The organism is Edaphobacter sp. HDX4 (assembly GCF_036877565.1).
Taxonomy (GTDB): Bacteria; Acidobacteriota; Terriglobia; order Terriglobales; family Acidobacteriaceae; genus Edaphobacter.
Genome location: NZ_JAEDXW010000009.1, coordinates 1 through 23,573 on the forward strand (window position 1 = coordinate 1; position 23,573 = coordinate 23,573).

Below are 23,573 nucleotides of genomic sequence, written 5' to 3' on the forward strand. Positions count from 1 at the left end.
ATGACGCGCGTGCTTGGAGACAATCGTGTGAGCATTACCCACACGTGGAATCACAGTGGTTCCGACCAATTCCGCAAAGAACTTGAACGACGTACAGGGAAACGCGTCATTCGCTAACTTCGACCTGCATCAGTCGGTCCGGACAAGGTAGGGTTCCACGTCACCGGAGACATGGATGCTGGCTGCTACTTCGTCAGCATTCGCCTTATCGGGATGAGCCGGATTGATCCGCACCCAGTGTCCCGTAGGCCCGGGGAATTCAATCACCTTCGCTGTCCTATAACGCCGCATCATCTGGTCCTTCAGCTTGATCGCATCTTTCTCGCTATCGAATGCCCCCACCTGAACACACCAGCGACCTCCGGGTATGGCATTCGCGGCTGTGCTCGGGCCCGGGGTCCATGCTTCTACCCGGACTTTGGCTACTCCCATGCGATACAGGCCGGTCGCCTTCGCCGCTGCCAGCGACAGGTCGATGATGCGGCCTTTCACAAAGGGGCCGCGATCCGTGATCTTGACCACCGCCGACTGGTTGGTCGACAGGTTGGTGACCCGCACCATCGACCCCAGGGGGAGAGTCCGGTGAGCCGCAGTCATCGCATTCTGGTCATAGACTTTCCCATCCGCCCCTTTACGACCGGCATAGGGCGGACCATACCAACTGGCGACACCCGTCTCCACGAGCACCGGTTTGCCGTGCACATTGGGCTCAGCGGGAGGTGTTACAGGAGTTGCTTTGGCGGAAGGAGATGTACGTCGCGAGGCATGAGTGTCTCGACCCGAATAATTTCCACTGCTTTGTGAACTCGGAGGAGGAGGAGGTTGATGGGCTCGCACATGCTTCCTGTGGCAGCCGGTCACTGCCAGCGTCAACGCCGGTAGCATTACGGCGAACGCGAAGCGGTGGCGACTCACGGTCGTGGAGTATCCTTCGGATCGGCAGGAGGGGTACGGCCGGCACGTTCATCCATTCGCTGGGCCACCCGGTTTAACTCTCGTGCCGCAGCCCGCAGGGCTTCCGAGCCATTCTTGCGCAGGTCGGGAACCACTTCGTCGTTGAAGTAGCGAATGAACTCGCGAACATCCTCTTCTATCCGGGCCCCGGCCCCGTGCAAACGCTCCTCCCAGGGATGCTTTTCATTCCCGTTCGTCATGCGTACACGTCTCCAAAGTCCATTATCGAAATGAGGAAATCGGGGGTCAATTGGGGAAACCTCTTATTCCTACGACAGTGCCGAGGTGGTAACGTCATGACACAACGGAGATTCGCGGCCGGCGAATACAACGTGGCTCCTTTTGCAGGCGTCCTTCTTACCAGGGCGCGGCCCATAAGAGGTAGCCCGAGGTATTCGCCTTCTGAAGAAAGGCGCGAGACCGTAAGTTTCTTCGAAAGGTAATCCCTTGATGGCAACTTTGGCTCTTCGCTCGATCCTGCAGCGCTTCGTCTTGCCTGCTCTTGCCCTGGCGCCACTTCTTTGCACCCCATCTGCGTTCGCGACCCCTCCTGAGCCCGTCTCCGTCGCTTCCTCAACCAGCGATTTGCCAAACTCTCCTGGCGCTCTGCTCAAAGATGCAGATTCCTCCAGCAGCTCTGCTGTTGACGCTCCGCCTTCCTCCTTCTTTGGACAGACTGCAGCCGCAGGGGGACAATCGACCGTCCGTCCCTTCGTCAAGCTCGTCCCCGCTGGCCAAAGTGCGGCTCCTCAGACTGCAATGGATAAAGTCAGGCTCGGCTTCAGAGAGTCGGTGACTCCGTTCAGCATGCTCGGATGGGTCGCTTCCGCTGGATGGTCGCACCTGATCGACTCAAGCCCCAACTATGGAACGAACAGCGAGGCCTTCGGACAGCGCTTGGGGGCTTCGGCCGCACTCGGCTCCAGTAAGGAGATCTTCTCGGATGCTATTCTCGCGCCTGTCTTCCACCAGGATCCGCGCTACTACCAGCGGGGCGCGGGCCATAAATTAATCAACCGCGCGCTGTACGCCGGGAGCCGCCCTATCATCGGACGCACCGATTCCGGTAAGACCATTCCCAACTATGCCACCATGCTCGGAACCGCCGGAGCAGCAGCCCTGACCCAGACCTACTATCCTGAACGGAACGTTTCCGGGGCGCAGATCGCTCGAACCTGGGCCTCCTCGCTCGGCGGCTCAGCTGTGGGCTACCTGGTTAGCGAGTTTGGTGGCGAGGTCATTCGCCGGCTTCACATCACAAAAGAGGAGTAATCCTTTCAACGACGGGTGTTGGAAGGTTCAGAGAAGGAAGCATTACGGAACATGTTCAGGGCTCTGACATTTGCAATCCTGTTTTCGGCTTGCTTGGCCGCGGCGCAGACCCCTGTCCCCGTTCCGTCTGAAGCTTCCGGCCTATCTGAGAGCACCGGGACTCCGCGCACCGCTCTCTCCTCGAATACAGGCAATGCGCCGCCGGTAGAGCTTCCCGATGCTCCCAGCCAAGTGCGGGTTCAACTTGAGGACGCTGTCGTCGTTGGCAAGACCAGCCTGAAGGCCAACGGACGCGATCAGCAGTCCTGCAACTTTTTCAGCTCCATCGGACTGATCTACTTCGACCCCAACAAAATCGACCAGCCGTGGCCGCGCTGCAGTGAGCTAGTCTATCCTTACCAGCGATTCCTGAGCTCCAACATCGCGATTCCGCTTAACTGGAAGCAGAAGGGATTACTTGCTGTTCACTACACGACCGACCCAGCCAGTCTGGGGACGATAGTCGGCATCTCTGCAATCAATATCGCGGTGGACCCTCACACCGCCTACGGGCCGGGCATCAAAGGTTTCGCCGAGCTCGCCGGAGTCAGCCTTCTCCAGAACGCCACCGCCGAGTTCTTTGGGACCTTCGCAGTTCCTGCGCTGACCCACCAGGACCCCCGCTACTACCGGATGCCCCATAAACCACTCGGCAAACGGATACTGTACTCCGTAACCCGCAGCTATGTCTCCCGCAGCGATACCGGAAAAACGATTCCGAACTATGGCGTTCTGGCCGCCTATCCCTTCGTGGCCGAGATCGGCAATCTCTACGCTCCGGGAATCGAGAGCGACGGAGCCTCGACCACCAAACGTATCCTGACCGGCTACGCTCTCGACCCCGTCAATAACCTGGTCAACGAATTTCTGCCGGACGTCGCCAAGCACATCCACGTACGCATCATCTTCGTTCAGCAGATTCTGAATAACATTGCGGTCTCTGGGAATGGCGCTATGTAGTCATTCGAATGCGAGGAATCAAATTCTGCACCCTTTTCTGCCGTTCTGCTCAGGCCTGCATCTTCCCCATTCAATGCAAAATTTCGCAGTTCGCTTGCGTTAGCTTCGATCCACCCTCCCCTCTGAGTACTCTTAAATGGTGTTCAGCCCTTGCTTCTCTTCTACTTACGAAGGAAGATGACAGAGGCGTGAATCAAGACGTTCACTTTTGAAGTGGCCCTAAGCCGAATAAGCTTCGGAAGTCGCTATTCAGGTTTTAGACGGAATCAGGAGAAGAAAAAAGTTTATGGCAAAGTCAGCGAAGTTGGCCGAGAAGGCCCTCACATATGGTGCTAAGGCGGCTTGGGCCGTGTTCGACAAACTGAACTCGATCTCCCCAAATGCCAGCTTCACCCCGAAGTGGAGCGACAAGCCCCTCCTGAAGTCCTACCAGAAAGAGAAGCCCCCCCTGGGATGGCCGCGCACGACTGATTCGCTCTGCCCGCGCTGCGTTCCTGAGATCCGCCAGCAGATCGTGGATGGCAAGCTGCCCCACGAGATCCTGCTGAACGAGAAGGTGGGCGAGATCAAGGCCCAGATCATTGAGCGCGACGGTCAGATCCTGATGGTGAAGGACTGCCCGATCCACGGCCACTTCGAAGACGTCATGTCCATCGATCCGCCGATGATGAAGCACCTCGAAGACGTCTTCCCGGGCCGCGACATCCGCGCCCACAATGATGAGAAGCTCCACAACCACGGGACGTCCACTGTGACCCACGGTCGTGGGTCAGTGCTCACCATCGACCTGACCAACCGTTGCAACATGATGTGCGATCCATGCTTCATGGACGCCAACCAGGTCGGCTTCGTGCACGAACTCACCTGGGACGAGATCAAGACCATGCTCGACAACGCGATCACCATCAAGCCGCGTCGTCAGATGTCGGTCCAGTTCTCGGGTGGCGAGCCCACGCTGAGCCCTTACTTCCTCGACGCCGTCGCCTATGCGCGCAAGGTTGGTTACAACTCCGTCCAGGCCGCGACCAATGGCATCGAGTTCGCGAAGTCGAAGGAGTTCGCCAAGGCTGCCGCTGAAGCCGGTCTCCGTTACGCTTACCTCCAGTTCGACGGCATCGGCAACGCTGCCAACTCGCACCGCAAGGTCGGCAACTCGTTCGACGTCAAGCTGCAGGCCATCCACAACCTGCATGAGGCCGGTGTCGACATCGTTCCCGTCACCTGCATCATCAACGGCATCAACAACGAGCAGGTTGGCCGCATCATCGAGTTCGCCCTCGACAACCCTAAAAAGATCAACTTCCTCTCCTTCCAGCCCGTGTCCTTTACCGGCCGTGACGAAGAGGTCTCGGACGAGCGCCGCATGGCGCAGCGTTACACGCTGTCGCACCTCGCGCACGACGTCCGCAACCAGACCGGCCTCGGTGAGAGCACCCGCGACTGGTTCCCGATCTCCTTCATGTCCACCTTCTCCGACTGGGCCGACCTGGTCCACGGACCGGATCACGACTGGGGCCAGCTCTCCTGCGGTTGCCACCCGAACTGCGGTATCGGCATGGCGCTGATGATCGACAAGGAGACCAAGGAAGCTGTTCCGGTTACTGCGTTCCTCGATGCCGTTCAGCTTGCGAAGGACGTCGCCCGCATCAACGATGCGGCTCGCGGCAAGTTCCTCTCCATCGTCGGTGTGTCGCTTGCGCTGCTTCGCAACTACAATCCCTCGAACGCTCCTACGCACTTCAAGATCGTCGACCTGCTGCAGAAGTTCGACAAGTGCTTCGGCGCTACCGGCCGCAACTACGGCAAGGTAACCGGCGACCGCACCATGGCCGATATCGAGAAGCGCCGCGCAGACCGCTGGAACTTCCTTTTCATCGCTGGCATGTGGTTCCAGGACCTGTTCAACTACGACTTCCGCCGCACCGAGCAGTGCATCATCCCCTACGCCACGCAGGAAGGCGAGATCAGCTTCTGCGCCTACAACACCGGCGTGGGCTGGAGAAACATCATCGAGAAGATGCACATGACTGCGACTCTCACCAAGTGGTACGAGGAGCACGGCCGTCATGAGATCTTCGCCGGCGGTAAGAAGGTCGGTCTCGAGAAGCAGGAGAAGTACGACCTGGTTCTGAACGATGCCCACGTCAACTCGGCAGCCAACGACACGTTCGAGAAGTCCGGCATCGCCAAGAACGCCCGCGAAGAGAAGATCCGGGCACGCGACGCGAAGATCAAGCAGGACGCCGAGAACGCCAGGATGGCCAAGCTCTACCGCAAGGAGATCCTCAAGGAAGCCGAGCAACCCGGCTTCATCTCCCTCGGCGAGATCAAGGCCGCTCCCGCACCCGCGAAGGAAGAGACAGTCGCAGGCGACTAACCATTGATTGGAGCAAGACACGCTCCGCGCAAAACACAAGAGGCCGCCAGCAATGGCGGCCTCTCTCTTTGCTATCCCTGGACACAGCCGTCATGACCGATCTCTATCACGCCCGGCCTAAATCGTCTCCAACCGAACCCCGCGACGGTTCTGGCAGTCAGAGCGAGGCTCGCACGAACCAGATTCTGAAGAATGTAGGACAGGAATAACTCGAACGTCTCAGTGTCGCGAATCTGGACTTCGCTCCCTCCGACTCCCCGCCAGCATAAACGCCATCCCACTGAACGCCAGCGCCTCAAATACGCTCGCCCACTCATTCCCCACATTCGTATAAGGGTCTTCGATCGCACGGGGAATATGCAGTATCAGCAGCCAGAGAAAGATCATTACTCCCACCAGCAGCGAGGCCAGAGATGCCACCCGCCTCACCATCATCCCCAGGCCGCCGGCAATCAGCGCCCCTCCGGCGAAGTAGGTCCAAAACATCTTCCCGCCAACCCAGGGCGGAACCAACGCCGCCACAAACTGGGGATACAGGAAGTGATCGAGTCCGAAGACGATTAGCATCCCAGCAAACAGATATCGTCCCAGCGGGAGCGCCCTCTTGAGCCACCGTGGTATCTCCCCACCTTCTCCAGCAACGGATGATGCGGCAATCCACGCTCCTCCCGCCAGAGCCGTTTCCTTAAGTGCGTTCGTCCACGCCCCCAGGACTCTCACATATGCACTCGAAAGCTGATTGGGAACGTGTGCCCCCAATACCAACGCCAACAGAGCCACTCCCGTCCATGCAGCGACTTTCTTTCCTCTTAGATTGAAGAAGATCGCCACTCCCGCAGCGGTTAAAGCTGTCCCCACCACCAATACCCACAACATCCGCAGCGGTATCCAAGCCGGAAACTCCGGAATGACTACCCCTGGGAAGTTCATATAAAAGAAGTGCATCAGGCCAATGGAGGCGAGCCCGGCGGCGTAAAACCAGCGCCCTGCAGAAAGAAGCCACTTCGGCATGGCGAAAGTCTATCTGAAAGCCTTCCTGCGGCGGCTCGGGATTCGTCACTCATCTTTGTGCTTCCTACGGTAAAGCCTTCAGTAGCGCATCCACATCGGCCATCGTGTTGTGAATCCGGAGAGACACGGATCCTGCCCCGATCAGCCCTACATCCACCTTCTTCGCCTTGAGCTTCGCCGCAGTGCCGGTATCATCCTTCACGGCAAACGCAATGATGGTCCCGCGGGCCTCCTCCGGCGTGCCCTTGTTGATTAGTCCTTTACCGCTATACCCTGCAGCTCAAATCGCGCTCCGAACAGCAAAGTCCCCGACCCCAGGAACGCCCGAGCCGGCAGCTTCCCGGAGAAGTAGGTGCGGTAAACCGCGTTGAACTCGTCAAAGAGCGAGACATCGCTGCAAAAGATCTGGAGCGAGACCAGATCGTCCATCGTCATTCCTGCCATCGCCAGCACACGGCGGATCTCCTGCATCACGAGGTGAGCCTCTTCCTGGGCTGTATCCGGGACCTTCGTTGTCCCCGAGATAAGCCCGATACGGCCCGAGAGATATAGCGTTTTGCCATCTACGAGGACGGCATCGGAAAAAGGAAGCGCAGGATTGCTGGAGAAATATTCGCGGCCCATAGGGATATGGTGTGAAGTGTACAGCACGCATGCAATAAAAAAGGCCCGAACGTCCGGGCCTTCGTCTTGAAAGAGGAATCTCTTCTGAAATCCGCCTACTCGCCTGAAGCTATGACCGATGCTCGGTGGTGCGCTCCATGCCGTGTGGATCGTGCCACAGAACGCATATGGGCCTTGCGGGTGGCGCCATACTGCCATTCGCGGACCGGCCCTACATCCACATGCACAAACTGGCTCACCGGGTAGTAACCTACTCCGCCTTCGTGCAGACTAAGAGCGCTATCGCGCAACCTGGTCGTAGATACACCCGGCACACGAATGTCGATTGCCTTGGCCTCCATATGCTGGCTGTGTTTGGCCACACCTGAGTTAGCCGATTTTGATCGCAGAAGGTTATTGCTCCACGGTGTCCGATAGCCGCAGACGATGTCAATCTCTCCTTCCGGTCGGCCCAGCTTCTCCATCAAAGCGTGCAGCAGATCAAATTCCCTCGGATCGTACTGGCTCTCTGTCTGGGTGCGATGGTCACGCAGGAAGTGGTTCAGCTTTTCAAGCCCCTGCGGCAGGTAGGTATCCCCAATCCGGTAAACAACGTCGATGCTCTCTCCCGTATGCGTGTGGAACATCCGCAGGCGATACACCTCGTTTGCGCTTGCGTCAGCATCCTTTGCTCTGGCCGTGCCATTTACGCCCATCAAAATAGCTGCCGTAAAGGCTGCAACACAGCCGAGCCTGATCGCTCTCTTCATTCCAAAACTCCAGGGAGATTAGTGACTTCCAGAAATGGTAATCCTCAAATGGGATTCACCGTTTGTCATTCCCTCACCCAGTCTATCGGAGGCTTCTCCCTTTATTGAGCGCGGGAAATGTAACTTTTGTGCAATAGTTCCATCGTGCGTTCTAAGCTTCCGCATACGTACAAGATACCGGCCTTGAATAAGGCCGCTGTGTAGACTGGAATGATGATGGTGCTTGATCCCGTTCAGATCCGGGTCCTCGGATCTCTGATTGAAAAGGAGATCACAACCCCGGAGAGCTATCCGATGTCGTTGAACGCTTTGGTCAATGCGTGCAACCAGCGGTCAAGTCGAGATCCTGTACTCGAGCTCACCGAGGACGAAGTTCGCCAGGCTCTCAATGAGCTTGAAGAGCGGGAAATCGTCAGGATGCTCCATGACGCCCGGGTGCCAAAGTTTGAACATCGCTTCCGAACCGTCCTCAATCTTCGCCGGGACGAAACCGCTCTGCTCTGCCTGCTGATGTTGCGTGGACCACAGACGCCGGGTGAGCTGCGAGGCCGCTCCGAACGGCTTTACACCTTCGACGATATCTCTTCCGTACAGTCGACTCTGGAGCGGCTCGCCTCACGGGAAGCTTCCAATGAGGAACATGCTTCCAAGGCAGACCTGAGCGGGCCCCTTGTTGCTCTTCTGCCGCGACAGCCAGGAGCGCGGGAGTCCCGGTATATGCACCTTCTCGCCGGCAGCTCCGATCTCGCTTTGCCTCACAGCGAAAACTCTTCCCCCCGCAGCGAGGCGGCATCCCAGATCGATCGCATCGCACGGCTGGAGTCACAACTTGCCAGCCTGATGGAAGCTTTGGCCGCGTTAGAATCACGAGTCGCTGAGCTGGAGCCAAAGGCATGAGGTCCTCCACATCTCTATAATTCGTCACTGAGATCCCGGATCTGTAATCGTATGTCGAATCTGTATTCGTCCGCCAATCTGCCTCCAGACCGTCGCTCCGGTACCCGCAGGCGGCAGGATGCGGAAAATCAGCAGCACACCAGTGTGCTATTTGACATCCCGGATGGCGTCATCTGTATCGATCGCGAATGGCATATCACTTTCGCGAATAGAGAGGCCAGAAAGATCGATCGGATCGAGCCTCACCACTTGAATCACCTCTCTCTGTGGGAGATGTTTCCCCAGCTTCTCGGAACAGAACTAGAAACCCGATACCGCGCGGCCATGCGGACTGGAACTCCCTCTCACTTCGAGCATTTCTGTGAGAACCGCGATGTCTGGATCGAATACCACATTCTTCCCACGGACGAAGGTATCGCGGTCGTTCTCCGCGACGTGACTGACCGTAAAGGCGCGGAGCTGCTGCGCGACTCCGCCGCCCGTCAGCTGCTGCAGGTTCTCGAGGCTACCAGCGACGCCGTCCTTACAGTCGACCGCGAAGGCACCTTTACATTCCTGAACCGACGGGCTCGCGAGCTCCTTCATATTAAAGGCGACCTGCTAGGCAAAAACATCTGGCGCGAGTTTCCATTCGTCAGAGACCATGGTCAGTATGAGCACCACTTCATGCGGGCGATGAGCGAGGGCGTCGCTGGAGATTTTGAAGACTTCTATCCCGAGCCTCTAAATCTCTGGCTCTCGATCCAGATCCGGCCTTCTGTCGAGGGCGTGATTATCTTTTTTCGGGATATAACCAGGCGCAGAGAATCCGAACTCGCTCTCATTAAGCAAAGAGACCTGCTCGCGGTCGTCCAACAGACCGCAAGAGTCGCTACATGGGATGTCGACCTCTCCACTGGGAAGATTCACTTTGGGGTGGGTTCCTATCCCGTCTTCGGTCATCCGTTCTCCAGCCTTCCAGATCTTCGCGCCTTTCGGAGTCACGTTCCATCAGCCTACGTGGCCCTCATCGATGACATGCTGCGGCAGGCCCGCGACACCGGAGAGGTGGTCATCACCGACTTCCCGATCCGGGCAGCCAACGATTCCCTTCTCTGGATCGAGTGCCGTTGCCAGGCTGTCATTATCGAAGGCTCTCCTCCTCGACTGCAGGGTCTCTGTATCGACATCACCGAGCGTGAAAACTCATCCCGCACGCTGCAGCAGCGACAGGAAGAGACCGAGCGCCAGCGCGCCGAGCTGGAGACCATCTACCGGACTTCTCCCATTGGCTTGGCGCTCTTCGACCCCGTTGATTTCCGCTACCTCAGGGTTAATGATCGCCAGGCAGAGACTCTTGGCCTACCTATCGAAAAGATTCTCGGCCGCCGTATCACGGACCTCGCGCCACTCCAGGACATTGAGGAAATCTTCCGGCAGGTCGCTGCCGGCAAGACCATCCGCAATTACATCTTCGAAGGTGAGCTGCCCACCCGTCCCGGCGAGCATCGATACTGGAACGTAAACTATGCGCCTGTTTTCAGCGGTGAAGGTAAAGTCACGGCCATAGCTGCCGTTATTCAGGAGATTACACATCAGCGAAAGTCAGAGCAGGCTCTTATTCAGAGCGAAAAACTTGCTGCCGTCGGTCGCCTGGCAAGCTCCATATCGCACGAGATCAACAATCCTCTCGAGGCGATTACGAATCTTCTCTATATCATCGACAACTCGGGCGAGCTGCCGCCGTTCCTCGCCGACTATGTCCGCAAGGCCCAGAGCGAGCTGTCCCGCGTCTGCCAGATCGCAACTCAGACCCTCCGCTTCCATCGGCAGGCCTTCAGCGCCACCAAGGTCACCTCGAGGGAACTGGTAGACGCGGTAATCAACCTCTACCACGGACGCCTGCTCAACTCCGGCATTCTCGTGGAAACAGATTTCCGAACCGAGCGAACCATCCTCTGTTTCGAAAATGACATTCGCCAGGTGCTGAACAATCTGATTGCAAACTCAATCGATGCCATGCGGAACGGTGGAAGGCTCCTCGTGCGCGCTCACGATGCCACCGGGTATTCCACGCAAGGTCCGCCGCGCAAGGGGATTCGCATCACCGTCGCTGATACTGGTCATGGCATGTCCCACGCAGTGCAGCGACGCCTGTTCGAGCCCTTCTATACAACCAAGGAACTGAACGGCACTGGCCTCGGCTTATGGATATCCGCCGGAATTGTAGATAGACATGAGGGCCGTCTCTCTCTCCGAAGCACCGATCATCCATTGCATCACGGCACCGTCTTCTCGCTGTTTCTACCACACCTCCAGGAGCTGCGGCAGGCCTCTGATACTTGAGCCCGAATGACGCTCGCAGTCGCGAAGATCCATCCCGAACCTTACATCTCGGCCCATCGGCGTAAAAGGTTGTGGTAGATCCCCGTAAGCTTGACTCCCAGAGGACTGCCCGGAAGTTCCCCCGCAAGCTTCTGAATGGTCTGGTCCAGATCGAACAGTATCGTACGATCTCCATCGCTGCGAATCATGCTTTGGATCCAGAAGAAGCTCGATACTCTGGCACCTCGCGTCACCGGCTCCACCCGATGCAGGCTGGTCGAGGGATAGAGAACCAGATGTCCAGCAGGCAGCTTCACGCTGTGAGAGCCATAGGTATCCTCAACAATCAGCTCACCACCGTCGTATTCCTCAGGAGCGGTTAACGAAAGCGTTGCCGACACATCAGTGCGGATCCTCTGCCCTGAAGGGACCACCGAACGAATTGCCGTATCCACATGCGTCCCGAAATGTCCCCCGCCCCGATAGCGATTGAACATTGGAGGAAATACTCTCAATGGGAGTGCCGCTGACATAAAGAGCGGAGACCGGGCCAATCCCTTCATGACGATGTCACCGAGTTCCAGCGCCAGCGGAGAGGCTTCAGCCAGCTGCTCGTTATCCTTCACACGTTGCGCCTGGTAGCCCGCCGTAACTTTGCCATCAACCCAATCTGTAGCATCCAGCTTCGCTCGTATCTGCGCGACTTCCGCTGCATTCAAAATGTCTGGAATCGTAATCAGCATGGATCCTCAATCCAATGGAGCGTCGCTCCACACTTTCAGAAAGAAATGTCGTGGAAGAGTCCACGCCACCTGTGGCTATTTCCGTTTAGAACTTAACATTCAAACCAATCTGCGCATTCAATCCCTCGCCTGGGATCAGATGGTTGGGGTGTGGTTGATCGATATAGAACTTGTTCGTGAGGTTGATTACGTTCGCCTGGAAATCGAGATGATCCGAGATCGGCCTTCGCAGCATCGCATTGAACGTCCAGTAACCAGGAATGGCCTTGAAGTCCAGAGGAACGCTGGTCACTGGAGCTGGCGTCACGCTGTTGTATACCGCGGCCATCGCGGTCGAGCTCGCACGTCGCGCCGCAACATAGTTGCTACCAAATCCACCCACAAAGTGCCACCACAGATCGTGCGTTATCCAGAGATTTCCGCTGTTCTTCGGAACGTTGGCGAAGGGAAATCCCTTCGGCGAAAAGAAGTAAGGAAACTGCCCGTACACAGGATCGCCCTGGATGTACTGCGATGAGAAGGGCGAGGCGTTCAGGATGCTCTTTTCCACGACTCCATTCAGATAGGCATAGCCCACGATGATGTCGAAGTGTTCCGGCATGTGCCCGATGGCCGCCACCTGGGCTCCACGGACACGCTGCGTTCCTACCAGAATCGTATTCGTTGTATTGTTCGGATCCGTCTCGCGGGCATTCTGCTTCTCGGTCGCGAAGTAGCTTCCACTTACATTCAGATGCTCATGTAGGAAGTCCCACTTCGTTCCGATCTCTGTAGTTGAATTCAGCTCCGGAGCCGACGTAGCGTTGTTCGCACTCAGAGATAGCGACTCCGCCGAAGGATTGAAGGATGTGCCATAGTCGAAGTACACGCTGCCGTTCGAACGAGGCTTGACGACTACTGCTGCACGATACGTAGGCTGCTTATCCAGGCGACTCGTGTGACTTCCTGGGGTTGTACCCAAAGCATCGACCAGCGAATCTGTATTGAAGTAGTCGAATCGTATGCCACCTGACAGCTGCAGCCACGATGTCAGTTTCAGCGTATCCAGAAGATTCAACCCGTAGGAAGTCGAGACTACATGTGTCTTGGCGCCCAGCACTGCCGATGTCGGTGCGAAGATATCGTAGGGATTCGGATCCAGCAACGACGTGTTCGGGACGCTGTAAGTAGTACGCTGCGGGCTCGATCTCTCCCTCCCGCCTTCGAGCATTAGCACCACACTATTTTCTACATGTGCCACTTTCACCCGAGCGACCAGGCTGGTCTGCTCCCACAGTATGTCCTCATCGCTCTTCGACGTAATCTGGTTGCGCCGAACCTGAACCTGATTTGGGTCATAGTTGATCGGGAAGCAGGCAGGCGGTAAACAAGCGACCATCCTTACTCCGCCAATCGTCGAGAACACCGGTGTGCTGGGAACCTGCGGCTCCGTAATCCTGACGTTCCGTCCATAGTTCGCCCATCGCAGCGATGACCGCAGCGTAACCGGAAGATGGAAATCATGCTCGACTCGTCCCGTCACAATGTCAGGATTCGTCCGCAGGAAATTATCGTTTGCAAATCCGTAGTAGTTCCTGCGATTCACATCGGGAAGCTTATACAGAAAATAAGGCAGACCATAATCCGGTGTGCTGTTCTCACCCTCATGCAGATAACTCACCAGGAAGCGTGTAGGCGAGTTTTGTCCAAAGGCAATGGATGGCGCAATGCCATACCGCTGGGTCTCCGCAACGTCTCGCTCTGCCACATTCGTCTGCGTACCCATCACATTGAGTCGGAACGCTGCGCCTGAACCAAGACTGGTTAGCGGCTCATTTACGTCCGCCGTGACGCGTCGCATCAGGTTGGTCCCTAGCTGCAGCGATCCTGAGATTTTTTCGTTCAGAAGTGGTTGCTTCTGTTCCTGGTTGACGACACCGCCAGTCGACCCGCGTCCAAACTCCACGCTCGCGGGGCCCTGTAGCACCTCCACAGCTTCGTAGTTGAAGGAGTCGCGATAGTACGATCCGAAATCGCGAATGCCATCCAGAAAGATGTCGTTACGGGCAGAAAAGCCGCGGATCGTCAGGTTATCTCCCTGAGCTCCTCCCTCGCCCGCAGCAATGCTTATTCCAGGAACATTGCGCAGGCTGTCACGCATCGTCGTTACTGCCTGCTCCTGCATTACGAACTGCGGCACCACATTAACCGTCTGCGGGACATCGGTCAGTGGCTCCGTAAACTGTGTCAAAGCTACCGAATTGGCCGATGCTGAGACATCCACCGAGTCCTTGGCCTGCAGCCCTATCGCTACAGTGGATTCATTCTCGATCCGGAAGCTCAATCCCGTCCCGGCGAGCAACAGATCCAGTGCCTCATCCTCGGCAAACAGGCCCGACACACCCTTCGTCTGAAACCCCGCAAGAGTCCCCTGCGGAAGATCGACTCTCACATGCAGACCAGTCTGCTGCTCGTAAGCTGCGATCGCGGCATCCAACGGCCCTGCTGCGACATTGATCCTCTTCACTGGAAGACTCGCCGCAGGAACCGACGCAGCGGTGCCCGCAGCACTTTCGCTCTCCTTTACAGCCGCGGCAGATGGCGGGCTCGATCCTAGAACCGTCGCGGCCAGGGCTCCCACAGCCAGCCAGTTCTTCGATCCTCGGAACCTGCGCTCCAATCCATTCCTTCTCGCGTACTTTCTCATCGTTCTCTCCGCATCTGTTTGGCCCTGATCGTTACGCCTGAAAAGTCGCACGAGGGGGCATCAACCGCTCACACCGTCTTTGCGATCAGTTCGCGAAGCAGCGTTTCCACGATTTACGAAAGGAGGAAAGTAAACAGAAGCGTGACTGTGTACACGCAGCTGCGCCCTATAATCAAAGGCAATCTGCTGTCCTCAAGACAGCCAGATCCTGGATCCTCGCGGTCTCCGCCAAGAGATAAACCCGCGGGGATCTTTCCTTCCGCTCACTACCTTCAGCCTGCTGAGCTCCAAAGTACGAAGTCCAGATGGCCTTTCACATTCCGATGATCCGAATATAAGACACATCTGGTCCGAGATCAACGGAAATATGCGACCGAGTGGGTCTTATATTCAATTGCGACGTTATTCTGCTCGTCGACGTCTCCGGAGAGGCATGGTTGCGCCGCTCTCCAGGCGCTCTACCATGCTGCGCATGGATGCCGCATACTTGCTGTGTTGCTCAGCGAGATCGCCGAGAAGATGAGCGTCTACCCCTTCTCCGATAGCTGCATTCGCATTCCGCCTCGCCGTGGCTTCGCTCTTCGCGACGCCATGGAGGGCAGCCAGCGGCATGGAGGACCCGTCTCGAAGCCGTCCTCGACTATGTTAGCGAGCTGGAACACGCGAAACCGGCGGAGCTATACAAGCGAGATTGCTGTTGGAGCTGAACTGCAAACAAAACGGCGGAGAGCATTCACTCTCCGCCGTTCCTTCTAACAGAAGGAAAGAACCAAGGATTTAGAAATTCAATTTCAGCTGGAACTCCGTCGTGCGAGGTGCGCCCTGCGCGAATGTTCCCGAACCACGCTGAACGCGATTGATATCGTGATCAGCGAAGCTGTTAGGACCATTCAGAAGACCACTCAGGGCTGAGCTGCCGCCCGAAGCAGTTGTCGTGTTCGCAAGCGTACCGTTGTTGTAGTTGCTGAAGTTCGAAAAGTTTCCGATGTTGTAGAACGCAACGGTCGGGACGAGACTCATTCCCTCCCGCAGACGGCTCAAACGAACCGGATACGCGAAGCTCAGATCCACGTTGCGATAAAAGGCATTCTCAGGTCCGTGAGCCTCTGGAACAGGAGCGATGGGCTGCTGGACCCCCTGAAGAGCGGACAATTGGCCCGGCGAGAACAGACCGGCATTGACTAGTGCCTGACCAGCTGGTGTCAACTGACCTGCATGGGTCGCGTTGTACTGACTGATTAGCTTATTCAAGTTGTTTCCCTTGTACTGGTGCATGAAGTAGCCGGGATTGGTTCCGGGAACAAGGTCCCCGATCGTTCCATCACCCGTCACGTCCGACATGAAAATACCGCCAGTGCTGTCGCCGGTAATGCCGCCATTATCCAGGTTCAGATCGGTTGCGGCAGCCGAATAGAAATGACCGATCAGACTGATCTGAGGCCCATATTTTAGGGTTGCCGACCCGCCTAAGGAGATTTGGTGCGTATGGTCGAGCCCGTTGCGGCCCATGTAGAGGGTTGGGTTGTCATAGTCGTAGGAAGGCGAAGAGAAGAATTGGTCTCCAACGCCCGTATTACCGTTATTGATTCCGGGGTTCGCCGTGCTGATGATCTTCGAGAAGGAATAGGACACCTGCAGATTCGAGCTCACGATTCCAGGAGCGGGGTGCGCAGCCTGCTGCCGGAAAACGACCTGCAAAGCATCGTAGGCCGACCGACCGACAGGAAGCAGAAAGATTCCCTCTCCCAGTGCAGGATTGACCCCGGGGAATGCTGCCCCATGCGATTTTCCAGAATAAGAAGCAGGATAACCACCGAGATAGGTCTGTCCTGAATCCAGGCCATTCCCCGCGAAATCTGCGATCGTTCCGCCATGGCTGATTACGCAATCGATCGCCGACGAGCCCGTCGTGCCCGCACACGCCGGGATGGCGTTGGCGGTGTCAGCAATGGCGGCAGAAGCGTTCGCCTTGTTCAAGGTGCGAGCCGCGCCTACATGATTGACGTCGACCTGCTGTGCAATCTTGATGGTCTGGTTGTGCACATAGTCGACCGACAGAATGCCACCACGGAAGATCTCACGCTGAATGCCTCCATTCCACTGCAGCGAGTAAGGCGTGCGGTAGGGTGCACCATAGATTCCATAGACGTTGAGGTTTGTTCCGACATAATTCGGATTGCTCGCCGGTCCCGCAGCGGCCGTTGCAGCCTGGTAGGTCTTCTGGATATTGATCCAGTGCTGTCCAGACTGGCTGATCGGCTGGCTGCAGAGCGTGGCAATCGAAACTCCGCCATCTCCAGTCAGCTGAGAGCCGTCCGGCATCGCCACAAAGTCCGTTCCTCCGCAGATGTACTGGAATTGGTTGAACAGACCAGACTTCAGCAGACCCGAGCGAGCATTCGTCGTATTGTTGAAGACGTCGCTCTCATAGAAGACGCCAACTCCGGCACGATAAACCGTCTTATGATCTCCAGGACTGTAGTTGAATCCGATCTGAGGACCAAAGTTCGCCCAGGACTGGTGAATCTTCTTTCCAAATCCAGGAGCATACTGATCCAGCAGAGGCGCACTGCCCGTGCAAGGCGCGATCGCGGGATCTACATCCGAGCACAGAGGTGTTGGCAGGTCCTGATTGGCACGACCTGTATCGACGCTCCAGCGAACACCAGCGGTCAGCGTGAAGCTCGGGGTCACCTTCCAGTTGTCGGAGACATAAGCGCCCTGCCGCCAATCTCCCGTTCCGCCGCCAGCTAGATTGAAGCCTGGCTTTTCGGTAAAGAAGCCTTGGCCGTTACCGACCGCCACCTGCGAGGCAGCATAGCCATTGAGCGGATCGCTGGCGCACGAAGGCTCACCCGCAACTCCGCCGCAATTCTCCAGCAGAGTCGCCGGAGTGAATGACACGCGAGGTGCCAGACCAAAGAAGTTGGCAAAGCCGCCGCCGAGAATGCGGTTCAGGCTGTAGCCAAAGCGAATATTATGGCTTCCCTTTGTCCAGCTTCCGTCGTAGCGGAACTGCTTATCCGACTGGAACGTGTTCTGAGGAGCATCCACGTTCGGACCGGAGTAAAGCCCCGCGCTTGCAAGACGGAATGTAAGGCCGGGGAATCCGTTATAGATGCTTGTGTTGCCCTCAGTTCCATCCACCAGCAGATTGTGGAACTTCTCATAGCTCACGCGGACTGAGTGCGTGAAATGGCCAAATGCGAAATCAGCACCACCGGCAATGCCGGGAGTGTTATCGCGGTTGTTGTAGAGCTGATAACCGTTGCCGAAATTTGAGCTCGAACGGTTGAAGTTATAGTTACCGCGAACGAAATAGTGGCCATTCCAGGGACCGTTATAGTCCAGGCGGATCGTGGTGTACGTCTCGCGATAAGGAGAAGGGAGACTGGGAAACTGCTGCTGAATGCCAGAGAACGTCGGTGCCATCGTAATGGCGACTGGCGACTCCTGCTTGATGCGCTCCGCATTTCCAAAGAAGAAGAGCTTGTCCTTGATAATGGGACCGCCGATGCTTCCGCCGAACTGGTTCCGCTGGAACGGTGTATCGATTCCGCCGGCCGTCTTTGCAAAGCCTACGCTGTGATCCTGAAAGTCGTAGAAGAGCTGTCCGTGAAGCGCATTGGTTCCGGAGTTGGTCGAGACCAGAACCTGTCCGGTCGATGTCACGTCACCAGAGACGTCCTGCGTCGAACGGTTCAACTGGAAGTCGCCGATCGCGCCCTGTGAGACGTTGAAGATCGTTGTTCCCACGTTCTCGTCTGTAATGTCCTGACCGTCAAGAAGGATTCGAGTTGTGCGACCTGATACGCCGCTCACCGAGATCGCCGAATAACCGGCTTTGGTCGGGTCGAACGATTCGCCACTCTGGAGGATCACACCTGGCTCAATCTGTGCCAAATCCAGGAAGTTTCTGCCGTTTACCGGCAGAGATTCGATCTGCTGCTTGGTGATGACGTCGCTTACCCCAGCCTGCTCAGTATTAACCTGCAAAGCACCGGCGCTCACTTCCACTGTTACATTGGACTCACCAATCGACAGCTTGAAATTACCGCTGGTCGCAGTGCCGGTCCGAACCACCGTATTGACCGAAAGGGTTTGAAATCCCGAGGCCTTGACCACTACCTGGTAATTTCCCGGGGTCAGCGGGCCGACGCTGTAGAAGCCTTTTGAGTCCGTGGTCAGAATCCGAGACGAGCCGGTGTCTGTGCCCCTGATGGTGATGTTGGCGTTCGGCACAACAGCTCCGCTCGAATCAGTGATCGAACCTTGAATCGCTCCGCCCGTCTGAGAAATCACCTGCCCGTAGCTCAGGGTCGCGGTAATCGCAGTAAAAATGATCGCAAGAAAAAGCCCACATAATCTTTTCATCAAAACTCCTCGTGCAGCCCGGACACTGAATGCCTCCAATTAGGATTTGCAATCAATTCACAGCAGCTCGTAACACCTTTAGGGCATTTCATGGGCCATTTGTGTTACCTCGTCACAAGACCGAGAAGTTACTGCTTCATAAACAGTTAGAAAATTTATGACGTCTCAAGCCAAAATGAAAACTACATATTCTTACGAGCAAACGGGAGGGATATACCAGAAATCATATATCTGGTAAACGCTGACCTACTGATACTTGCTGTCATATTCTCAGCGTGAGTTGAGACTCTAGAGGGCCACAGGATGGCGCATCGGGATCACACGATTGATCCCCGAAGGCCATCAGGAGTCGCCTGGAACGGCTTTAATGAGCTAAATATTATAGGTCAAAAGGCTTAGTTACTTGCGCTTTCCCGTTTGTACGGCTTCTGCATCAAGGCTCGCGCCTCGTTGATCGCGCCTTGGGTATTGTCATTGGTCTGGACCGCCAGGCGATACTCGTTGACCGCACGATCCCGTTGACCTGTGACATCGAAGATGCGGCCCAGCTCGATGTGGCTCCACACCTCGACCCATCTTGGCTCTCCATCCCCCCGCAGTGCATCGCGGAAGGAGTTGGCGGCCGACTGGTAGTTCCGCTGCATGAAGAACACCTCGCCGATCCGGTAACTGGCCAGCGAACTGTTGTGGTTTGCATCGAGTGCCTTTTGATACTCGATCAGACCGGCGGTCAGGTCACCTTGCGCCACCTGCTGCTGGCCCCGCAGAACCGCTACGCGAACCGCCAGATCCGGCGTGCTCTTTAGCACCCAGTCCTGCGGATCGATAGAGATACGCCTGGGCCGGCCGAAGGTCTCGACCGAAAAATTGCTCTCCGTACCGGAGACATCGACCCGCCGCACCTCTGTCTTACCGTCCGTCTCAATCCGCAACTCTACCGGCATGCGGAACAGGTCCAGGTCCTGCGCGATCGAGCCGACCGTCCTGAAGCCCTTGTTATTCCCCAGCCGGAAGACGGTGTACTTGTTGGTAAAGGTTGGAGCTCCGGTTCCGTCACACCATTGGGCAAAAAACGGGGTCAGCTGCAGTTGACTCTGCGCCTCCGCGACGGTCTGGAGGTTTGCCGTCGTAACTGGCTTGTCGGTGTACTGCGACAACAGGCCACGCAGAAACTTGAGGAAGACATCATCGCCCATCTCCCATCGCAACATGTGGAAGATCATGGCGCCTTTTTCCAGCGTCATCGACTGGAACTGCGGCGAGAAAGGATCGAGACGGGCCATGCTGGTGAGAGGCTGGGTATCGTAGGCCAGGGCTCCTGCCTGTACGTCCGTTACAGCAGACTCAAAGGCGCTCTTGCCCGCCGAATCCTCGACATACATCAGCTCCGCGTAGCGAGACATACCATTCGTGATCCACGCATCGTTTAGGGTGGCTGGTGAAATCTCACTTCCCCACCACTGGTGGGCCAGCGTATTGGCCAACAGGCGGGAATAAGTCTTGCCCGCGACACGCGAGCCAGCAATACCGGCAATCTCCGGCGCCCAGGTAGAAGACACGGCATCGGCAGGCATCTCGACCAAGTTGATCTGGCTGCTCTCCGGCTGTCCGAACGTCGTCGTCATGTATTCGAACTGCTTGGCAGCATCCTGCGCGAAAGAGACCGCAACGCCCTTTCGAGGCTCAGTCACGTAAACATGGATGTTATTGATGCCGGGCGCTGTAATGGGCTCCAGGAATTTACCGGCGATGATGGTTCCGGGAAATCCCGGCTTGCCCCATTTGAAGGTGTATTCAGTTCGGTTTCCGGGAAGACTCTTCGGAGCGGCGATGCCGGAGCCAGACCCGACAACGCGCTCATCTCCAGGGACCCGGATGTGCATCTCTGCGGTGAACCGGTCAGTATAGAGCCCCGCCATTGGGAACCAGCGTCCCGGATAGAGCAGAATGCTGATCGGATCCTCCACGGACGCGAAGTTGATCCCCTCCACCGGACTGGTCTCGGTTCCTTTAAGGACACCCCCATATTCAAAGGTCCATGTGGTCGACGTTCCCTTCGCAATCGGAACGGCAAGGTTGAAATGAACGGTGGAGTTGGTCGCGACACGCTCAGCCTCCAAGGGCTTCTTATTGGCATCCGTGACCTTGGCGAGCTGAAGTCCATTGTTCAGCTCAAAGATCGGCGAGGTTAGATCCTCAAGCGCGGTAAAAGTAACCTCTGCGGTCGCGGCGAGCCTGTTATCTGCCGGGAACAGATCGGCATTGATCACGTAGCCAGTTACCCTGAGCTGCGGATGCGCAGGAGCTGCCCACGCGGCGCTCGCGATAAGGAGAAAAGGCATCAGCACTGCAAGCGAAAAGCGAAGGTTCCGAGCAAAAGCGCGCATGAAGGCGAAGTTCCTCAACAACATGGTACTGCTGTCGTCCTGCTGTAGGGGGCAGGCGTGTTTCTTTAGACGCTCGTAGAGGAGATTCGGCCTCGTTGGACTGCCCCCGGCTGCGGAGAGCTACCGAGGAGGGCCTCAACAGCGTCGGAGACCTGCGCAATCGCAGTGGTCCTGTCCGGGGAAGCCAATCGTGCCCGAATCTCAGCGAGATCGGCGATCATTGCGGCCCGTTGGGGAGTCTCGTCAATCAGCGGTGCGAGGGCAGACGCCACATTGGCAGCCGTAAAGTTCCTCTGGATCAACTCCGGAACCACAGCCCGCCCGGCGATCAGGTTGACCATGGCAATCGGCAGATTTCCGTGGACGTCAGGCACACCGGAAGGCCAGACCTCTGCAGGGTACTTCACCAGCCGTTTGGCGAGCCTGAACGTCAGATTCGAGACACGATAGACCACCACAAATGGATTCCCGATCACCGCAGCCTGAACCGTGGCGGTTCCACTGGCCACAACAGAAGCGCGGGCATGGAAGAGCGCCTCGCGGGCGTCGGGGACAAGGGTAATCCGGGGCGGATGTGCTCTTGCTAGATAATGATCGCCCAGTTCGTATTCAAGATTTTCGAGCTGTTTGCCCGTAATCGTTTTAGCGACCGGCAGCAAGTATTCATAGCTGTCACCTAGCTCGTAAGCAGTCTTGACCATCGTCGGAAGATTGTTGAAGATTTCGCCGATCCGACTGCCCGGGAGCAGAGCTATCCATGGTTTGCTTGGATCGATTCTGTAAGTGATATCTCCGTTTTCGTGTGGACGTGACCATTGAAGCTCCGGACTCAAATGTTGGAAGTCTGGAAGTCCACAACTGAAGTGCCAATGCCTCTGCGGCAAAGAAGAGATCGAGTCGGCGTAATCTTCTCGTGAACGCATTGGAAGCGGCAGTTCGGCCAGAGGATGACCTGTAAATTGCGCATTGACCCCACGGTTGCGGTAAAACGACTCCTCGAACGGGAAGATGACCATCATGCGATCGACTCGTTCCTGAACCCAGCGGAGGCGGCGTCGCTTCCAGGCCCATAGCTGCGGGCTGACGAAGTAGAGGACCGGGATATTTAGTGCCTTCAGCTCGCGGGCGAGGCGGAAGTTCACGTCCGGAAAGTCGATCAGAATCGCCACCTGGGGACGACGTTCTTTAATAGATGCGACTAGTTTTCGATACGAGCCGTAGACGCGAGGTGCGTGGCGCAGCACCTCGGTGATGCCCATGTGGGCGACGTCTTCGGCGCGGACGATGCGCTGCTGACCGGCGGCCTCCATCTCGCGGCCACCGAGGCCGAAAAAGGTTGCGCCGGAATGACGACGGGCAAGCTCGGCGATGATCTGGGCGCCGTAGTGGTCGCCAGAGGCCTCCCCTGCGGAGAGGAAGATGGTCGGATTGGACTGGGCTGCGATGAGATCAGTGTAGATTTTTCTGGAGGTGGTTGCATGGCGGGACAGGTACGGAGATTTCGAGCAGTTCTGGAGCCGCTGCCCGGAGGTCTGGGCTGGGTGGTGGCGAGGGTTCCGTTCGAGGTTGCGAAGGCGTGGAAGAAGATGGTTCGGCTGCGGGTCAAGGTGGAGACCGGCGGCGAAATGTTTCGGACTTCCCTGTTTGCGGAATCAGGAGGCGGCGGCCATTTTGTCCTGGTGAATAAAAAGATGCAGAAGGCCGCCGGCGTCGCGCTCGGCGGGATGATCGAGCTCGCTGTTGAACCGGATCTGGAGGAGCGGGAGACAGAGCCGCCGGCGGAGCTCGAGAAGATCTTCCGGAAGGAGAAGGCACTGGCTAAGTGGCATGCAAAGCTGAGCGAGTCCATCCGGCGCGACATCGCGCGAACCATCGAAGAGGCGAAGAGCGCGGAGGCTCGGGCCCGACGGGCCGAGCAGATGGCAGAGCGTATGCTGCTGGCGATGGAAGGCGAAAAGATTCTGCCTCCCATTCTGGAGGTTGCGTTCCGCAGATATCCGCGCTCGCGCGCGGGATGGGATGCGATGACCGAGGTACAGCGTCGAGGCCATCTGCTGGGCATCTTCTATTACCAGAGCCCGGAGGCGCGGGAGAAACGGGCCGGCAAGGCAGTCGAGGAGTGTCTGCGGGTAGCCGATGCTAAAAGGTAGCGGCTTCTAAGCATGGGACCTGCGGTTTGGGAGTGGAGGGCGATAT

18 protein-coding genes are annotated in these 23,573 nt (G+C 57.0%); 6 read left to right on the forward strand and 12 right to left on the reverse strand.

Going from position 1 to position 23,573, the window contains the following annotated elements:
• Positions 1-129 precede the first annotated feature (129 nt).
• Entirely contained in the window at positions 130-915 is a 786-nt protein-coding gene (locus tag JAO29_RS10345) for a septal ring lytic transglycosylase RlpA family protein (RefSeq protein WP_334268133.1), read from the reverse strand.
• Positions 912-1,154 carry a hypothetical protein gene (locus tag JAO29_RS10350; protein ID WP_334268134.1) on the reverse strand — a complete coding sequence of 81 codons (243 nt, stop codon included), beginning with the start codon at positions 1,152-1,154 and terminating at the stop codon, positions 912-914. Before JAO29_RS10350 ends, JAO29_RS10345 begins: the two co-directional genes overlap by 4 nt.
• 250 nt (positions 1,155-1,404) lie before the next feature.
• Between JAO29_RS10350 and JAO29_RS10355 the strand changes: the two genes are divergently transcribed.
• The 3 genes from JAO29_RS10355 (at position 1,405) to JAO29_RS10365 (ending at position 5,602) form a co-directional block, all read left to right on the forward strand.
• Positions 1,405-2,226 (forward strand): hypothetical protein, encoded by an 822-nt coding sequence (locus tag JAO29_RS10355; RefSeq protein WP_334268135.1) that lies wholly within the window; start codon positions 1,405-1,407, stop codon positions 2,224-2,226.
• A 51-nt stretch (positions 2,227-2,277) separates the two neighbouring features.
• A complete protein-coding gene (locus JAO29_RS10360; protein ID WP_334268136.1) occupies positions 2,278-3,225 on the forward strand; it encodes a hypothetical protein in 948 nt (315 codons plus the stop codon).
• 286 nt (positions 3,226-3,511) lie between these two features.
• On the forward strand, positions 3,512-5,602 hold the full coding sequence (locus JAO29_RS10365; RefSeq protein ID WP_334268137.1) for a radical SAM protein: 2,091 nt from the start codon (positions 3,512-3,514) through the stop codon (positions 5,600-5,602).
• 219 nt (positions 5,603-5,821) lie between these two features.
• On the opposite strand, the gene JAO29_RS10370 is transcribed toward JAO29_RS10365, so the two are convergent.
• The 4 genes from JAO29_RS10370 to JAO29_RS10385 form a co-directional block, all read right to left on the reverse strand.
• Positions 5,822-6,613: a hypothetical protein gene (locus tag JAO29_RS10370; protein ID WP_334268138.1), complete on the reverse strand. Its 792-nt coding sequence runs from the start codon at positions 6,611-6,613 to the stop codon at positions 5,822-5,824.
• Between the two features lie 64 nt (positions 6,614-6,677).
• Entirely contained in the window at positions 6,678-6,815 is a 138-nt protein-coding gene (locus JAO29_RS10375) for a hypothetical protein (protein ID WP_334268139.1), read from the reverse strand.
• A 50-nt stretch (positions 6,816-6,865) separates the two neighbouring features.
• Positions 6,866-7,237, reverse strand: coding sequence for a RidA family protein (locus JAO29_RS10380; protein WP_334268140.1), 372 nt, complete (start codon positions 7,235-7,237; stop codon positions 6,866-6,868).
• 95 nt (positions 7,238-7,332) lie between these two features.
• Positions 7,333-7,986 carry a DUF882 domain-containing protein gene (locus tag JAO29_RS10385; RefSeq protein ID WP_334268141.1) on the reverse strand — a complete coding sequence of 218 codons (654 nt, stop codon included), beginning with the start codon at positions 7,984-7,986 and terminating at the stop codon, positions 7,333-7,335.
• 210 nt (positions 7,987-8,196) lie between these two features.
• On the opposite strand from JAO29_RS10385, the gene JAO29_RS10390 reads away from it, so the two are divergent.
• Both JAO29_RS10390 and JAO29_RS10395 read left to right on the forward strand, forming a co-directional pair.
• Positions 8,197-8,883, forward strand: a complete 687-nt coding sequence (locus JAO29_RS10390; protein WP_334268142.1) for a YceH family protein — start codon at positions 8,197-8,199, stop codon at positions 8,881-8,883.
• Between the two features lie 51 nt (positions 8,884-8,934).
• Entirely contained in the window at positions 8,935-11,208 is a 2,274-nt protein-coding gene (locus tag JAO29_RS10395; RefSeq protein WP_334268143.1) for a PAS domain-containing sensor histidine kinase, read from the forward strand.
• A gap of 41 nt (positions 11,209-11,249) precedes the next feature.
• Here JAO29_RS10395 and JAO29_RS10400 read toward each other — a convergent pair whose 3' ends face one another.
• From JAO29_RS10400 to JAO29_RS10425, 6 genes are all read right to left on the reverse strand, one after another.
• Positions 11,250-11,930: a Fe2+-dependent dioxygenase gene (locus tag JAO29_RS10400; RefSeq protein ID WP_334268144.1), complete on the reverse strand. Its 681-nt coding sequence runs from the start codon at positions 11,928-11,930 to the stop codon at positions 11,250-11,252.
• 85 nt (positions 11,931-12,015) lie between these two features.
• Positions 12,016-14,616: a TonB-dependent receptor domain-containing protein gene (locus JAO29_RS10405; protein ID WP_334268145.1), complete on the reverse strand. Its 2,601-nt coding sequence runs from the start codon at positions 14,614-14,616 to the stop codon at positions 12,016-12,018.
• Positions 14,617-15,018: 402 nt separating this feature from the next.
• Positions 15,019-15,228, reverse strand: coding sequence for a hypothetical protein (locus JAO29_RS10410; protein WP_334268146.1), 210 nt, complete (start codon positions 15,226-15,228; stop codon positions 15,019-15,021).
• Positions 15,229-15,393: 165 nt separating this feature from the next.
• Positions 15,394-18,990: a TonB-dependent receptor gene (locus JAO29_RS10415; protein WP_334268147.1), complete on the reverse strand. Its 3,597-nt coding sequence runs from the start codon at positions 18,988-18,990 to the stop codon at positions 15,394-15,396.
• Positions 18,991-19,385: 395 nt separating this feature from the next.
• On the reverse strand, positions 19,386-21,377 hold the full coding sequence (locus JAO29_RS10420) for a M1 family aminopeptidase (protein WP_334268148.1): 1,992 nt from the start codon (positions 21,375-21,377) through the stop codon (positions 19,386-19,388).
• A 65-nt stretch (positions 21,378-21,442) separates the two neighbouring features.
• On the reverse strand, positions 21,443-22,867 hold the full coding sequence (locus tag JAO29_RS10425; RefSeq protein ID WP_334268286.1) for a lipid-A-disaccharide synthase: 1,425 nt from the start codon (positions 22,865-22,867) through the stop codon (positions 21,443-21,445).
• On the opposite strand from JAO29_RS10425, the gene JAO29_RS10430 reads away from it, so the two are divergent.
• Complete coding sequence (locus tag JAO29_RS10430; RefSeq protein ID WP_334268287.1) at positions 22,856-23,527, forward strand: YdeI/OmpD-associated family protein; 672 nt, start codon at positions 22,856-22,858, stop codon at positions 23,525-23,527. The two genes, JAO29_RS10425 and JAO29_RS10430, sit on opposite strands and share 12 nt — an antisense overlap.
• The last annotated feature ends 46 nt before the right edge of the window (positions 23,528-23,573 follow it).

Excerpts from the sequence above, each read along its gene's own strand:
- JAO29_RS10350 (WP_334268134.1), bottom strand. The coding sequence starts at position 1,154 with ATGACGAACGGGAATGAAAAGCATCCCTGGGAGGAGCGTTTGCACGGG.
- JAO29_RS10355 (WP_334268135.1), top strand. The coding sequence starts at position 1,405 with ATGGCAACTTTGGCTCTTCGCTCGATCCTGCAGCGCTTCGTCTTGCCT.
- JAO29_RS10360 (WP_334268136.1), top strand. The coding sequence starts at position 2,278 with ATGTTCAGGGCTCTGACATTTGCAATCCTGTTTTCGGCTTGCTTGGCC.
- JAO29_RS10365 (WP_334268137.1), top strand. The coding sequence starts at position 3,512 with ATGGCAAAGTCAGCGAAGTTGGCCGAGAAGGCCCTCACATATGGTGCT.
- JAO29_RS10370 (WP_334268138.1), bottom strand. The coding sequence starts at position 6,613 with ATGCCGAAGTGGCTTCTTTCTGCAGGGCGCTGGTTTTACGCCGCCGGG.
- JAO29_RS10380 (WP_334268140.1), bottom strand. The coding sequence starts at position 7,237 with ATGGGCCGCGAATATTTCTCCAGCAATCCTGCGCTTCCTTTTTCCGAT.
- JAO29_RS10385 (WP_334268141.1), bottom strand. The coding sequence starts at position 7,986 with ATGAAGAGAGCGATCAGGCTCGGCTGTGTTGCAGCCTTTACGGCAGCT.
- JAO29_RS10390 (WP_334268142.1), top strand. The coding sequence starts at position 8,197 with ATGATGATGGTGCTTGATCCCGTTCAGATCCGGGTCCTCGGATCTCTG.
- JAO29_RS10395 (WP_334268143.1), top strand. The coding sequence starts at position 8,935 with ATGTCGAATCTGTATTCGTCCGCCAATCTGCCTCCAGACCGTCGCTCC.
- JAO29_RS10400 (WP_334268144.1), bottom strand. The coding sequence starts at position 11,930 with ATGCTGATTACGATTCCAGACATTTTGAATGCAGCGGAAGTCGCGCAG.
- JAO29_RS10405 (WP_334268145.1), bottom strand. The coding sequence starts at position 14,616 with ATGAGAAAGTACGCGAGAAGGAATGGATTGGAGCGCAGGTTCCGAGGA.
- JAO29_RS10410 (WP_334268146.1), bottom strand. The coding sequence starts at position 15,228 with ATGCCGCTGGCTGCCCTCCATGGCGTCGCGAAGAGCGAAGCCACGGCG.
- JAO29_RS10415 (WP_334268147.1), bottom strand. The coding sequence starts at position 18,990 with ATGAAAAGATTATGTGGGCTTTTTCTTGCGATCATTTTTACTGCGATT.
- JAO29_RS10420 (WP_334268148.1), bottom strand. The coding sequence starts at position 21,377 with ATGCGCGCTTTTGCTCGGAACCTTCGCTTTTCGCTTGCAGTGCTGATG.
- JAO29_RS10430 (WP_334268287.1), top strand. The coding sequence starts at position 22,856 with ATGGCGGGACAGGTACGGAGATTTCGAGCAGTTCTGGAGCCGCTGCCC.